The sequence below is a fragment of the Lamprobacter modestohalophilus genome (assembly GCF_016583905.1).
Taxonomy (GTDB): domain Bacteria; phylum Pseudomonadota; class Gammaproteobacteria; order Chromatiales; family Chromatiaceae; genus Lamprobacter; species Lamprobacter modestohalophilus.
On sequence record NZ_NRRY01000044.1, the window covers coordinates 12,483 to 26,606 of the forward strand.

Below are 14,124 nucleotides of genomic sequence, written 5' to 3' on the forward strand. Positions count from 1 at the left end.
CGTCAGCGCTTCTCCGCCGATGCCATTGCCAAGCGAACCGCTTGTGCAAGCCCCTCGGAAAATCGCGGTAAGTCCCAGTCCCCGATCAGTTCAGCGGCTGCGCGTCCCATCGCGGGCCATGCAGCATGCGCGTCAGCGGCGCGGTTCAGTGCTCGCGTCATGTCGTCCTCGTCCAAGGGATCAAAGGTCCAGCCCGTCGCATCGGTGACCAGATCCTCCTGGCATCCACAACGCGCCGAGACCAGCACGGGCAGGCCGGACGCCATGGCCTCATTCACCGCCAAACCCCAAGGTTCCCAACGACTGGGCTGCCAAAAAAGATCGGCGGCGGCATAGGTTGCGGGCAGATCGGCATAATCGACGGCGCCGAGCAATCGAATCCGACCGCCGCTCGAGTTGGCCATGGCTTGGATCTCCGCTTGCAGTGGGCCGTAGCCGGCGATCGACCACTGCCAGGGCTCGGCGGCCGGTCGATTGGCGACGAAGGCCAGGAAGGCGCTCCCGGCCGATAGCAGATTCTTTTGCTCCGCAAGTCGAGCGACCGAAAGCAGTCGATACCAGCCAAGCTGACGCGCGAGCCGGGCAGGCCTGAAATGTGCGTTATCGACCACATCGCAGCCGAAGGTGATCCGAGATGCCGGCACCCCGAGCGCCATCGCATAACGGCGATGTGGCTCGCCTGCCACGAAGGCGCTCCCCGTCCCGCTGAGAATGGTGCGCTTGATGCCCTCCTTGAGCGCTGAGCGCGAAAAATCGATCGCTTGGCTGTCGCTGACCACAACCCGCGACATCCGCGACAGCCGGCACCAGAGATGCGCGAGTATCGCATCACGCATCCCCCAGCCATTGACGACCACAACATCCGGCCGCAATCGCTGTAGCGCCCCAATGAGGCGCGGAACATCCCGCCAAGCCAAGCGGTCCCGCCCCGCCGTCTCAAGACCCAGATCGACGAAGCAATGCTCCTGGTCCCCTGAGGGTTGCCACTGGTAAAGGTCGGGCTTGCGAAACAGTTGCAATGCCAGCGGTGTCCAGCCCAGCGCCGTCGCCACACCACGCCAGTGCTGCCAGCGAGCCAGATGGTAAGGACCGAAAAATTGGTAGATCAGCAGGACGCGTAAGCTGTCGGCCGGACTGATTCGCAAATCGATATTCATCGTCCGGAACCACCAGGCCCCTGCCGTTGCCGAGGCATGCGGCGCGACAAAATCCGATAGGCCAAAAAGCCAAACAGCGGATAAGCGAAATACAAGGGGTAAAAAAACCGAAATGACAGGAAGAGAAATCCGAGCAACAACCCCGCAACCGTCGCACTCATCAATTGCCGTCGGATGTCCAACCGGGAAAACCAAGTCTCGCAGAATCGCGCTAACCAACCAATGAAGAACCCGATATAGAGTACACCGGCATATCCCCAGTTGAGATAATACTGACCGGTAATGGAGGGCGTGACATTAAAGGCGTTCCCCTGAGTCCATGCGAAGTTATAGTCGAGCCAGGATTGGGGGTAAGGCTTACTGGGCCAAAATTGACGCGGGATAAAGTGGGTAATAAAAAAGGGTGTCATCGGCTCCATGTAGAACCCGTTGGCATCCGCTAGATCAACGGCGACCATCATGGCCCCGAAATGATCATGACCATAGAGCCCTGCCGTCAGATCGACGTTTGTCTGACGCGCCGCATCGATGCCTACCGTTCGGATCGCCCCTTGGTAGAGGATCAGCAGCGCCCCGACAGCCACAAAAACAACCACCGTTGTCCGTCGCTTGCTCCACTTCAGCCGATGGCGGGCTGGCGCCATCAGGATCAGCATGGCCGGCAACAGCAAATAGCCAAGATTGAACCGGCTACCCTGGCCAAAGAACAGCAGCGGAAACATCAAACCGACCGCAAGATACCGTGCCCAGCGTAATCCCGGTGACTTCAGCACGATGCGCGCCAGGCCCAGGGCCGCGCCAAAGACGCCCAACAGATGCAGATGATGCAGCAGCCCCACATCAGCGCTCGGACCGGTCTTGCCGCCCGCGCGCATCAGCAGCAGGTCCTGCACAGCGGCGACCAGATTCCCCTGATAGGCGAGGAACACGCTGACCCAGGCCAACGAAGCCAATCCCAGTGCCACCAGGTCTAGCCAATTCGCCGGTTGGGGATCCAGCCGGTCCGCCAACCGCGCGATCAACCGATGTGGCTGCGGCAGGTGCCTCCAGCCCAACATCGCGGTCAGCGCGAACAGATTGACGCCAACCAGGCTGATCGCCACCACACGCGGCGGCACCAGCGCCCCGAATCCTGGATAAAGCAAATCCGGTGACGGAAAGGCAGGATCAAGACCCGCTGATTGCCAAGCCCCGAGCCAGAACCAGTAAAAGATGCCGAAGTTCACCGCCAAGCGACCGACGATGCCGCCTCGGCGCCACATCAGCAAGGAATCTCCCACCAGCACGTAAAGCCCAACCGCCACGCTGACCCAAGTCGCCAAGATCACCATGGCCATCGAGTCTGTGAGCGCCGCAACCACACTGATGATGGTCGCGACTCCCAAGAGCGGCACGTAGGAAGGCGGCAGCCTCGCGTGCGCGCGCGCCGGCATCGCCCCCTGCTGCAACCAGGCCGGCTGAACGGCCGTTTGCGCAGTCCTGTTCATGCGCCCGCGCGCGCCATGACCGCTGCAAGCTTTTCCACACTGGCCTCCCAGGTCACTTCTCGCCGACGCTTCCAGGAAACCTCGCGCATCCGCTGCACCGCGTCACGGTCCCCATCCAATTCCAGAATCAATGCCGCAATGTCCTCATCGCTTGCCAGTGGCGAGACCAATCGTGCCGCCTCCGGAATGACATGGTCCGGCGAGCCCCCCACGTCCGGCCCGATCACCGCCAGACCGAGGGCATGGTACTCCCGCAGGCCGATCCCGCCCGCCTCCGCGCGAGAGAGGAGGCAGCCGATGTCGCATTCACCCACCGCATTCAGGTAGGTCACGCCATCGCGCCGCTTGTCGATGAAGCCGATCCACTCAACACCCTGGGTATCCCTGAGTTCGGGCGCCAGGTCATCCGGCGTGCAGCCGATGATCCGAAGCGTGCAGTTGGCACCCTCGGCGCGGGCCAGCGTCAGCCCCCGAAGCAGGCGGTCCAAGCCCTTACGCTCAGGATGCTTGCCAACGAACACCAGCCGCAAGGGGTATCGCTCTTTTAGCTTGGTATTACTTTTTGTTTGTGCCCATAAAGGATAAGCCTCGCGATCTAGGTTGGCGCCGCGCGGCACAACAAACACCTTATCCGGGCTTACACCATAATCGAGATACAAACTTTGTGCGGCAAAATGACTGATGACAACAACCCCTTTGGCTCGTTGATAGCCATCAGCCTCACGAGCCAACGCATCTTCGGCAATATATTTACTGATGCCACTCCGAATACCATAGGTATCGAAGAGTTGCTTTAGTGTCTGGTCGATAAAAAACCATTTTTCGACTGCCCGGTCCTGACAAACAGTTGAAGGATAGAGCTGATTGAGATTAATTACTTTATTCCCGACCAGCTTCGATCGATAAGGCCCCCAGAGCTTCTCCATAAATATATCTGAGAATTGATAACCGCCCAATCCACGCCCCCAAACAACTGATAGCAAATTCCAAAAATATCGTCGACTTTTCCAAAGCAAGCTATCAGCCCCTAATGGCAAGCCCTCGGTTAGGAAGCCTTGACACATTCCTTCTTGCAGCAAATGAAACGGGGTCCCCCCAAATGCGCTTGGGTCGTTTGCATCTCCAACAGCGGCCAAAAAGGTCTGCGTCATGCCGTTTGTGTCCCCTCGTCGATCAGTTCCCGGTAGAGATCAGCCATCTCCCGGGCTACATCCGCCATGGTGCGCGGCTGACGGATGCCGCTGCGCAGACGTTCCAGCAAGGCCGGTTCATCGGCCAGGTGACGCAGGCAGGTGGCTAACTCCGCCGCGTTGCCGGGCTCGAACAACAGCCCGTCCTGACCGTCAGAGACCAGCTCGGCAATACCACCCAAGCGGCTGCCCACCACCGGCAGCCCGGCGGCAAAGGCTTCCAACACCACCAGCGGGCCGGTTTCCAGCCATAGCGAGGGAACAACGCACACATCGTAAGCTGCGAGACGCTGCATCAGGTCGGTGGGCGCCAGTTGCTCCGGCGTCTGAAACCGGCCGTCACCCCGAACCTGCCGCGCCAGTCCAACACCGTAGGCCTCGGACCAATAAGGCCCGAAAAAACCTACTTCGATCGGTAAAGACTGCGGCAGCGAGCGCACCGCATCTATCAGCACATGCAAGCCCTTCACTGGGTCGGCGCGACCCACAAAGGCCACCCGGAGCGGCTCGCCGTGGCTCTGCCTACTGCCCTCTTGATCAGCAACAGGCGCCGCCGTTCCATGCCAACCCGAGCGCACCATCACCAGCTTTTCGGGTGGCACACCATTGGTCAGCAACAACTCCGCACACCAATCGGCATGCACGGTAAAGCGATCGACTAGCGAGATACATTCTTCCCAAGCCTGCTGAAACAGCTGGACCGTCGCCCGGACCGTCATGGCACGCCCCAAGCGATTCTTGGTGTCAACAGGAAAGCCCAGGCTGCCGATTCGGCCGATCCCCGAAACCAGCCACTCAGGCACGCCCAACACCCCGAGGCGGCAGCGGGTGCAGCGCTGTTCGTCCAAGCGACCATCGCAGACCGATTGCCCGCGGTACAACAGTGAGCGCTGCGTGCAGACCTGGCCGGGCGAGTGATAGGTCAGCACAATCCCGCAACCCGCCGCCTTGGCTGCGCGCATATGGAGCAGATTTGCCCCAACGGAAAAGTCTTGGAAGTGGACAATGTTCGGATGTTTTTGTTGCAGCAACTGCTCGAAACCCGGCGCCGCATCAGGCAGACAGCCGTAGACCGCTCGTCGGGTTGTCGTCCCCATCAGACTGGGCATGACCTCAACCGGGATACCCTCATACTGATGGGTACCGATGGATTGGGTACCGTTACGGTCCTGGTGGATAGCGATGGTTGGTTCTATCACCTGGCTGGCCTGTGCCTTTGCGAGGCTATGCGTAAAAATTTCTTTTCCACCGACGGTCCAAGGGAGATAAGAAACGGGCAGATGAATAACAGTGATCATGCGGTTGTATGACGACTTCGGGCAGCGTCTGAGAGCGGCTCAGTCTTAGCTGTAACCGGCTGCAAAACTAAATGGCTGTTATCAGCGTTTTCAAGACTCCGTGCTTCCTGGAATGCAACCTTGTAACCAGCGACAGACTTGATACGCTCAACCAATTCAGAAGGAGATAGACCGCGGTCCCTCAAAATGGAACCATGCAGTTCCAAAATAATAGTGGGCTTTATTTCACGCAAAAAGTCGATTGAACTCAATAAAACCTCCCACTCCCAGGACTCGATATCTAATTTTATAAAGTCTGGCCTAAAATCAAATTTGTCACATAACTGCACAAGCGTCATTACCTCGCATTCGGATTCGACCTGCGCCGCCGGATCAATAGCGTTTGTGTTATCCGTCAGGTAAGCACGAACAATCTCCCATCGTTTATTTTTGTGAAACTTGCGATTTTGTGTCCGCACCGACTCCAGATGCCCCTCACCCACCCAACCCGGATCCATCGGGTCAACTGAAATAATTTCAGCGTCACTGCCAGCAATTGCAGAGAAAAGCGCTGAATAATATCCTTCCGCCGCACCAATATCGAGAAACCTTTTCTTACCGCGAGCAGCCTGAATAAACATGTGATTCTCTGCTTGCGTGTAAGGCGCATAGGTATGGTGATCAAAGATACGGTGCGTCCGCTGAATCATTCCCTGCTCATCGCCTTCGGCGACTGGAGTGAAAATCGCAAAATGCCCCCCCCCCGCAGGCACTAAAATTCTTGCACCATGCCATTTCATCTGCTGCCAAACTTCCTCCGCCAAAAGGCGCTGATACCACCCGGAAAATTGACGCAAGGCACGCAAGAGGACTCTTATTTTCTTACGAAAACTGAGCTTTGGCGGTTGCGAGATTAACGTCAAATCAGAATCCGTCATGTCAATAGTTGCTCCAAAAATCATGTTTGAACGATACGTCTGATCTCGTCACCCGCACGTTTCACATCATAGCGCTCGCGTGACACCGCGAGCGCCACAGCCACCATCTGTTCTGCACTATGCGGATCACTCAACGTTAGCCGCAAACCTTCCGCCATGGCCTCGGCTGAACCCGGCTGGACCAGCAGCCCAGCCCGCCCATCGTCCAGCACCTCGGCACAAGGCCCTTCATCGGTACAAACAATCGGCAGGCCCGCAGCCATGGCCTCGGCCAGGACGATGCCAAAGCCTTCATCCACCGTGGTGCCATACACGAACAGATCGGCGCGGCCCAACTGCTCGGGGATGTCTTCCCGCGCGCCGAGGAACTCCACCCGATCCGCCAGCCCGAGCTCCGCCGCCAAGGCTTCAAGCGCTTTTCGAATGCTGCCGTCGCCAACCAGCCGCAGGCGCAGCTCCGGGTTGGTGCCTTGCAGCAGTGCCATGGCCCGGATAACGGTGGCGTGATCCTTGATCGGATCCAGCCGGGCGACCATCAGCATGACCGGGTCGGCCGATTCGTCGCCCCGCCCGATCGCCGCCTGGCGCGCCGACCTCGCCTCATCTGCTCGACGCGCGATCTCATTAACCCGCACCCAGTTGGGCACCACCACCACCCGATCAGGCGGGAGCCGGTATTCGCGCAGCATGCGTTCCCGGACATACCGGGAGCAGGCGATCTCGCGCGTCACCAACGGCCGGGCCAGATGCGCCCGCCATCGCACGCGCCGCAGCAGGGCTGGTTCCGCAGGCGGCGGATTGCCGACCAGCGCCAGCACCCGCCCCGCACCGCCGAGACGCGCGCCGGCGGCAATCAGCAGATGCATGCCGAAGCCATGGGTGAGGACCGCCTGCACGCCCAGCTGGCGACACAGGCGCGCTAACGCCCAGACAAAGTGAAACGGCTTGCCGTCGTAGCCAATCCGGTAAGGCGTGACACCCAGCGCCTCGAACGCCCGCCAGGCCGGACCCGAGCCCGCCGCACCGTAAAACAGCACCGCCTGGGTCAACCCCTGCGCGGCATAGGCTGCTGCCAGATCAATCGACAACCGCTCACAGCCACCCATAGCATCGCCGCCGAGGACGTGGAGGATACTCACCCGAGTGACCTCAGAGAGGGGTTCAAATCGTGTTGTGGCCATATTTCAGGATAGCGAGGCGATCAAATAGCGGCTTGCCCAGCTCTCCCGGCTTCAACACAGCAACACAGTTGCCCATGATGTGTCCTTCATCTTCCACATGATCGTACGACTTGAACTCAACGCCATCGCGGTACAGGCGACCGATCCGATAGCCGAATGGTTCGAGCAAGTCATAGAAATCTCGCAGCATGACCTTTGCGCCGAGGGAGGTAATGCCATACTCAAACTGTATGCAGGGAATTGATCCTGCTTTCAGCAAGCCAGAGAATCCGCGAAGAACCGCTAAATCATGGCCTTCGGCGTCGATCTTCAGTAGGTCAATATGGTCAACCCCATATTTCTCGCAGAAGGCATCGCCTGTTGTAACCTGACCTCGCTTTACTGCAGCGGAAGCAGAATTTAATCGCTCGATGCTGGAGCCGCTGGCACAGTCACCCAGCGACCAGAAATCGACATCACCGCTATGATCCGATAGCCCGAATGCGTGCGTCTGGTGCCCAGGCAGCACGGCACAGTTCTGCTCACACACCGCAGCCGTGTCAGGATCGAGCTCAAAAGCAAAGATGCGCGCAGACCCAACACGCCTCGCCGCGGCGTGGCTCCAATCGCCGACGTTGGCACCAATATCAAAGATGATAGGAGCATTTATTGACTGCATGGACTCAACTAGCGCTGCAATCTGGTCCAGCAAGAACCCTTCGCCATTCGACTCAAGGTCAAAATTCGACCGGTTCCAAAACCCCATCAGATAAGCATTTTCCAGTCGTGCAACCCCCCCCCCAATTCGTGTTTGATGGAGCGATGAACCCACGGACTTCATGCGATTTAAGATCCCAAAACGCAGCTTCATCAATCAACCATCCTTCACCGAGGCGGCATCCAAATCCAGACTCCGACGATACTGCCCCCAGGTAGCGGCGATATCGTAGCGAGCGAGTGCATCGACCGGCGGTATCGCAATAGGCTCTTTACACAGCAACGCATCTGCCCAGGCTTCTGGGTCATCACCCGGCACCAAACGGCCCCGGCGTCCGCCCTCCAGCACCTCGCGGCATGCGGGCACATCAGAAGCGACGACCGGCAAACCAGCGGCCAAGGCTTCAACCAGCGCAATGCCGAGGCCCTCCTCTTCCTTCGCGGCGTAGACGAACAAATCGACCAACGCCAATGCTTTACCCACATCTGACAACGTTCCATGCCAGACAATCAATTGATGAACACCAAGCGCCTTGGCCAGTTCTTCGAGAGGTCTGCGCATCGAGCCCTCACCGATCAAATGCAGTTCTGGATTTCCACCTTTTATCAAAATCCTCGGTAGTGCGCGTATCAGTACCTCATGGTTTTTACTTGGCTCCAGGCTTCCGACCATCGCGAACTTAAATGGCATATTTTCGTCTAACTTTGCATCTTCGTTATATTGTCTTTTTCTAAGCCCAAGCCATTTGCTTAGATTGGTCCCATTAGGAACGGCGACAACATTTCGGAGACCATAATAATTACGGCAATCATCTGCAACAACATCAGAACAAGCGATATGATTTCCTACAAAAAATGCACCAATCCGCATTACAAATACTAACTTCTTCGACGCAGTCGAGTTACGGAATGGGGGCCGACAACCAACATGAACGACGACTGGGATACCTTGCAACCTGGCCGCCACCCCAATGGAAAGATGCTGGCCGAGCGTATACACCACCACCCCATCCGGCTTGACCCGCCGTAACAGCGTCCAGGCGCGCCACGCCAGACCGATGAAACCCTTTCTAGACCAGCCGAGGTGATAGACGCCGGCGCAGCGCGCCTCGAACTCCGACAACAGATCATCGGGCTCGACCGTCAGGAAGGCCACCGAAGGCCGCTGACCGGTCTGCAGCCGTTCCTGATGGATCAGATCCAGCGCCAGGCGCGGACAGCCCTCGGCCTTGGGGGAGAAGAGGATGTGTAGGGTCATGGTTCTCGGTGCAGTACCAGATTCGCGCCCGGCTTCAACCCATCGACGGAGCCGGTCAGTGCTCCGGTCTCATCCAACCCGGACTCGGCATAGCCGAGTGACCGCAGTTCTTCCCGGACCTGATCAAGGCCTTCACCCATGAGTTCGAGCACGATCCATTCTGGCGGACATTCCGTCAGGCACTGTCTGCCTCCGGCAATCACCTTGGCCTCAAAGCCCTGCACATCGATCTTGAGCAACTGGATCGGCTGTCGAGCAAGCTCATTCATCCAAATGTCGTCCAGTGTGCGAACCTGCACTTTCACCGTTCCGCGCAGGGGATAATCAGGTAGTTCGGAGCGATCAAGGCTCGAGTACGGATGGGAGCTCGAGAGAAAGAACTCTGCCTGCCCGGCAACATCGCCAACCGCCACATCGAGTACCTGGGTGTTCCCCATGGGATTGCGCGCAGAAAGGGCCTGCAGCCGTTTCGCCAAGGTCGGATTAGGCTCCACCAAGAGCACCCCCCCCCGGCACCGACCACATTCGCCGCAGTCACGCTCAGCGCCCCGACATTCGCGCCGATATCCACCATCCGGTCGCCATCACGCAAATGCGACCTGATGAACTTGCGCAATGCTGGATCATAGGCATCAAGATAGATCGAACGCTCTGCGTCTTCACGGAGATCCAGTCGCATCTCGATGGCGCCCAACTGAGCCGGCACATAGCCATCTGGCTCCCTGACCAGGGGCCAAACCATCTCCCAAAGCCAGCCATACAAACGACCGTGGAGGTGGGGCTTCAGTCGGATCAGCTTAGTAAGAAGATTGCGTCTACTCATTCCTAACTCGCTTGTTTATCGTTTGATATATGAACCGCAAAAGATATAGAAATTCCTGTCTTTTTTTGAATCAGCAAAATGCCTGCGAATTAGTTTGAGCAATCCATGAAGTGCCGTTCTGTCTCGCTGACTCCCATGCCACGACAAAACATCATCGGGCACATCAAATCTGGGCGGCGCAAAAAAGCTACATGTGGCCTGAAGAACATCCTGAATGTCGGAAAAATTGGTTAGATTCACATTCGATTCACCTTCAACTGGACTGCTCAGCGGGGACACATCCATCGTGAAGGTAATCAATCCACCAGACCGCGTGACCCGAATCATCTCTTTCACTGCTTGTACGGGATCGGGCATGTGTTCAAGCGAAGATATGGAGTATGAAGCATCAAATTCTCCGTCACTGAACGGCAAAGCCAAGGAATCAGCAGTTTGGAATCGCATGGACCCCTGAAATTTTTTTGTATCCACATGGCTCCATGCCTCTGAGGGGAGTTCGCCGTCGGGTGAGGCCTGATCATTCAGGTCAGTACCCGTCAGATCCAAGCCGGCGCTCGCGAGCAGAAAGGCGGTCGCATTGACACCGCACGCGTTGTCGAAAATACGTGTACCCCCCCCCGCCCGCAATCACGAATTTGGCTACTTGACCAAGAATATACGGGTATTCCCATTTTCGGGACCAATGCCGTAGACCACCTTCCAGGTATCTTCTCGCATAATCATTGTTGCATTGCGCTAGCAACCAGTGATGCAAATCACTAAGCGCCGCAGTCTCCAAGTTTCTCCGAGAAACGAAGCCCGTCGAGTCCGATGAAACCTTTGGAAGCAAAGATGCAATTTTCTCCAAAAACCCGAATTTCGAAACTATACTTTTTGTCACCATAACACTCAACTCTTTTATTGATAACTCGCGCCCACCCAAGATAAACCCTATAAAAACTGAAGAGTTCACCTATCGACGAGGTTTACAAGAAAATCACTACAAACGCCACCAAACTCATCTTGACTTGGCTGCGTTGTCCTGATCCTTTCCAAAGCACGCTCTGCTATCTTTACATGGCTTTTATCGGAGACAGCTTTTCGAATCCTTTCGGCCGATTCCGTAAAATCTGTTTCATCTATCTCCAAGAAGTCTTTATTTTTTTCAAAAAGCGTATGTAGGATAATATCCTCTGGTGCGACCGTACAGGCTGCAGGAATACCGTTGGCCACGCACTCCTTGAACATCAATCCAGTCACACTGCCGGCAGCAGGGAAGATGGCCAGATCAGACGCCTGAAATGCTGCTTCGTAACCTTCAGGGTTATCAAACATATCAAACCACTTGATATTCAGACCTTCGCAGCAATCTTCAAACTTCTTTTTTTGCTGTTCAAGGTGATTGGTTACAACAACAAATTCATACTCGGAAGACCATGGGAGAAAGGCTCTGATAAGGTTAAAAAACACCCATGGTCTTTTGAAAAAGACCGAACGCGATGCCCAGATTATTCGAATTCTGTTTGTCTGCTCCAGGCCGATAACTGCTTCAGCCTCTTCGCGGCTTCGCCTAGTCCACGTTCGCCATGGCACCGGAATATGCAAACGATAGCGGCTTGGTAGTCCATCGGGCTCCCTGACCAAGGGCCAAACGATCTCCCACAGCCAGCCATACAAACGACCGTGGAGGTGGGGCTTCAGTCTGATCAACTTGACGAGAAGATTGCGTTTGTTCATTTAGACTTCCATCACGTCCCGTACAAAACAGACGTCCGCCCACAGCGCACGCCCATCTGCGCGACGCTCTGGAGGAGACATATCCCAAAATTGGAAACCAAGGTCTTCGATCAAGTACCGAGCTAACTCATACCAACTCGTATCACCTGCATAATGCCGCTCAAAGTCCAATTCCAACAGCAAGCATCGTGTTCTGGACAGCAGCCTCCCCCCCCCCTCCAACACCTGCTTCTCCAGTCCCTGGACATCGACCTTCAGAAGATCACAGGTGGTCTTATTGGCGAATAATGCGTCCAGCGTCTTGACAGGCACCTCCACTTCTTCCATCACTGCGGCACTGTCGCCGTGCCATCGCTGCTGGATGTCAAGCACAGGGAGCAATGAAGAAAGAGCAGAGCCTTTTGTGATATTGAGCTTCGCTGAACCCTCTGAGCTCCCCAAGGCACACTGATGAACCGTTACATTATTCAGAGAATCTCGAATGGGAAACAAAAAGTCCTCAATGAGATAGGGGTTTGGTTCAACTAAATCGAATGATCCGACACTAAAAAACTGGCCAATTGACCTAGTCCAGCTTCCCTGGTTTGCGCCAACGTCAATGACCTGAGAAAGTTTCTGTCCAAATTGATATGGCAACAGTTCGGCACGACATTGCAGCAGCGCCTGCCGTTTTTTCGAATCGAAAGCATAGTATCGGGGCGCTCCAAGTCGCTCGAATCGAGAAGCCCAATCCTGTAGCCGGACGATGCCGTGAGGTGTTAGCGTCCGCAGAACTGCACCGAAAACTCTCATAAATTGTACCTATATAATCGCTCGCTTAAAAACGGATTTGTAATGCTCAATAATCGCACTGGGTTTTGTGCATAACCACGGGGTCGTCGTTGATCCAAATACAGATATCCTATGATTTATCGCCACCAACTTCTTCTGTATCGAAGCCTCTAGCTCTAGGGGCTTGCTTGTGGCTATTTCACTGTCTTTCAAATACTGTTTTAACAAGGTTTCCGTTCTACGCAGAGACTTTATCGCTGCATCAAGCCTCTGTCTTTTGGTTCCAGTTCTCCGTGACCACGAGCTAGATACGCCGACACCAACTCTATACCTCAACAGAGGTTCTTCAATGAAATGAATTCTTTTACCCAACAGCATCGCACGCAATGGGTAAATCTTGTCCTCTGCCCAAATGGCGGGATCAAAATCACCGAAGTAATTAGCTACAGTTTTACTTATGCATTGCGAAGCACCTAACACGGTGCGAGTTTTCACCACAAAATCAACGGGATCGTGCGGGTTTCCATACCAACAACCAGCATTGGTGTCTTGTATTACTTCACCCACGTCGCTGACCAGGGTCGCACTGGAATGAACGATCCCGAGAGAGTCCCCTTCGTTGCTCACTAACGCCATAACTGTGCGCGTTCTATGCGGAAATGAAACATCATCTCCGGCCGCCATGATGACCCAGTGACCGGTTGCAAGATTTATGATTTTGTTCACATGAGCACCAATGCCAAGGTTACGCTCATTCCGGTTCAGTACAATCTTGTGCGGCCCCTTATATTTTTCGCTGCAGTCCTTCATTACTGCGAAGGTACTGTCTGCGGAACAATCATCCGACAAAATAATTTCCAGCGGTGAATATGTCTGTGCCAGCGCCCCCTCAACTGCTTCTCGAATATATTTTTCCTGGTTATAGGCAAACAGCGCGAAGGTGACCAACGGCCGATCTTCAGAACGCTCATCTTGTGTTTCTAACATTTCCGCTTGTCCGATCTGTCTGACAGTTCCAACAATCTCGCCCACCCCGCATCCCAGTCATCACACAGCACGGGTTCGATCCCGAACGCGCGGGTGCGCCAGAAGGCCGGGCGATTGTCACGCCCAAGCAGGATGCACACCAGGGCATTCGCTGCCTCTCCCACCCGTGCATGGTTTCGTGCGCGCTGCGCCAGCAGCCACCAGAGGCCCGATTCTTGATCCGAGAGTCCCACACCGGCGAAGTACAGTGGCCGGTATAGGAACTCTGCAATCCAGGTAAGCGGCATTGGCGGCTTGCCAAGCCAGGCGGACAGATTGGGGACCTGCTCACTGGCGGCCCGCAGCGCGGCGACGATCGCACTGAACCCGACTGGTGAGCGCGGATCGATTGCATCGAGCGACCGCCGCTCCCAAGCCTTGAGTCGATTGAATGTGCTGCGGATCGACGCCGGCGCGCTGCCATCGTCGTGCAACCCCATGCGGATGCTGTCTGGTCGCAAAACGGACCCGTTCGGAAACCAGAGGCGAGGACATGGTGTTTGTCCGGGGCCTGCCGAACATTCCACTGAACATTCCGTCCGGATCCAGTCTCGGCTTAGACTCGGTGCCGCCGAACCGGTTGGTTTCGGCGAGGGAACGCGGC

The 14,124-nt window shown here is 56.0% G+C and carries 13 protein-coding genes and 1 pseudogene; all 14 read right to left on the bottom strand.

All coding sequences use genetic code 11. From position 1 onward, the window contains the following. Window positions 1-2: 2 nt before the first annotated feature. On the bottom strand, window positions 3-1,157 hold the full coding sequence (locus tag CKO42_RS19740; RefSeq protein ID WP_200247793.1) for a glycosyltransferase family 4 protein: 1,155 nt from the start codon (window positions 1,155-1,157) through the stop codon (window positions 3-5). Beyond that, on the bottom strand, window positions 1,154-2,644 hold the full coding sequence (locus CKO42_RS19745) for an O-antigen polymerase (RefSeq protein WP_200247796.1): 1,491 nt from the start codon (window positions 2,642-2,644) through the stop codon (window positions 1,154-1,156). Before CKO42_RS19745 ends, CKO42_RS19740 begins: the two co-directional genes overlap by 4 nt. Then, the gene (locus tag CKO42_RS19750) at window positions 2,641-3,795 is read right to left on the bottom strand and encodes a glycosyltransferase family 4 protein (protein WP_200247798.1); all 1,155 of its coding nucleotides are present in this window, start codon (window positions 3,793-3,795) and stop codon (window positions 2,641-2,643) included. Before CKO42_RS19750 ends, CKO42_RS19745 begins: the two co-directional genes overlap by 4 nt. Then, window positions 3,792-5,132 carry a glycosyltransferase gene (locus CKO42_RS19755; protein WP_200247801.1) on the bottom strand — a complete coding sequence of 447 codons (1,341 nt, stop codon included), beginning with the start codon at window positions 5,130-5,132 and terminating at the stop codon, window positions 3,792-3,794. The genes CKO42_RS19750 and CKO42_RS19755 overlap by 4 nt, the downstream gene beginning before the upstream one ends. Next, window positions 5,129-6,049, bottom strand: coding sequence for an FkbM family methyltransferase (locus CKO42_RS19760; RefSeq protein WP_200247803.1), 921 nt, complete (start codon window positions 6,047-6,049; stop codon window positions 5,129-5,131). The genes CKO42_RS19755 and CKO42_RS19760 overlap by 4 nt, the downstream gene beginning before the upstream one ends. A 20-nt stretch (window positions 6,050-6,069) precedes the next feature. Continuing rightward, the gene (locus CKO42_RS19765; protein ID WP_200247805.1) at window positions 6,070-7,188 is read right to left on the bottom strand and encodes a glycosyltransferase; all 1,119 of its coding nucleotides are present in this window, start codon (window positions 7,186-7,188) and stop codon (window positions 6,070-6,072) included. 22 nt (window positions 7,189-7,210) lie between these two features. Then, the gene (locus CKO42_RS19770; protein ID WP_200247807.1) at window positions 7,211-8,080 is read right to left on the bottom strand and encodes an FkbM family methyltransferase; all 870 of its coding nucleotides are present in this window, start codon (window positions 8,078-8,080) and stop codon (window positions 7,211-7,213) included. 3 nt (window positions 8,081-8,083) lie between these two features. Further along, window positions 8,084-9,184 (bottom strand): glycosyltransferase, encoded by a 1,101-nt coding sequence (locus CKO42_RS19775; RefSeq protein WP_200247809.1) that lies wholly within the window; start codon window positions 9,182-9,184, stop codon window positions 8,084-8,086. Continuing rightward, window positions 9,181-9,711 (bottom strand): annotated as a pseudogene (locus tag CKO42_RS19780) (FkbM family methyltransferase); the annotation flags it as partial. The pseudogene CKO42_RS19780 and the gene CKO42_RS19775, both read right to left, overlap by 4 nt. Before the next feature lie 311 nt (window positions 9,712-10,022). Then, the gene (locus CKO42_RS19785; RefSeq protein ID WP_200247813.1) at window positions 10,023-10,634 is read right to left on the bottom strand and encodes a class I SAM-dependent methyltransferase; all 612 of its coding nucleotides are present in this window, start codon (window positions 10,632-10,634) and stop codon (window positions 10,023-10,025) included. Between the two features lie 321 nt (window positions 10,635-10,955). Continuing rightward, on the bottom strand, window positions 10,956-11,723 hold the full coding sequence (locus CKO42_RS19790; RefSeq protein ID WP_200247815.1) for a glycosyltransferase: 768 nt from the start codon (window positions 11,721-11,723) through the stop codon (window positions 10,956-10,958). Beyond that, on the bottom strand, window positions 11,724-12,359 hold the full coding sequence (locus CKO42_RS19795; protein ID WP_200247817.1) for an FkbM family methyltransferase: 636 nt from the start codon (window positions 12,357-12,359) through the stop codon (window positions 11,724-11,726). A gap of 165 nt (window positions 12,360-12,524) precedes the next feature. Beyond that, complete coding sequence (locus CKO42_RS19800) at window positions 12,525-13,481, bottom strand: glycosyltransferase (RefSeq protein WP_200247819.1); 957 nt, start codon at window positions 13,479-13,481, stop codon at window positions 12,525-12,527. Next, the gene (locus CKO42_RS19805) at window positions 13,475-13,954 is read right to left on the bottom strand and encodes a hypothetical protein (protein ID WP_200247821.1); all 480 of its coding nucleotides are present in this window, start codon (window positions 13,952-13,954) and stop codon (window positions 13,475-13,477) included. The genes CKO42_RS19800 and CKO42_RS19805 overlap by 7 nt, the downstream gene beginning before the upstream one ends. Between the last annotated feature and the right edge of the window lie 170 nt (window positions 13,955-14,124).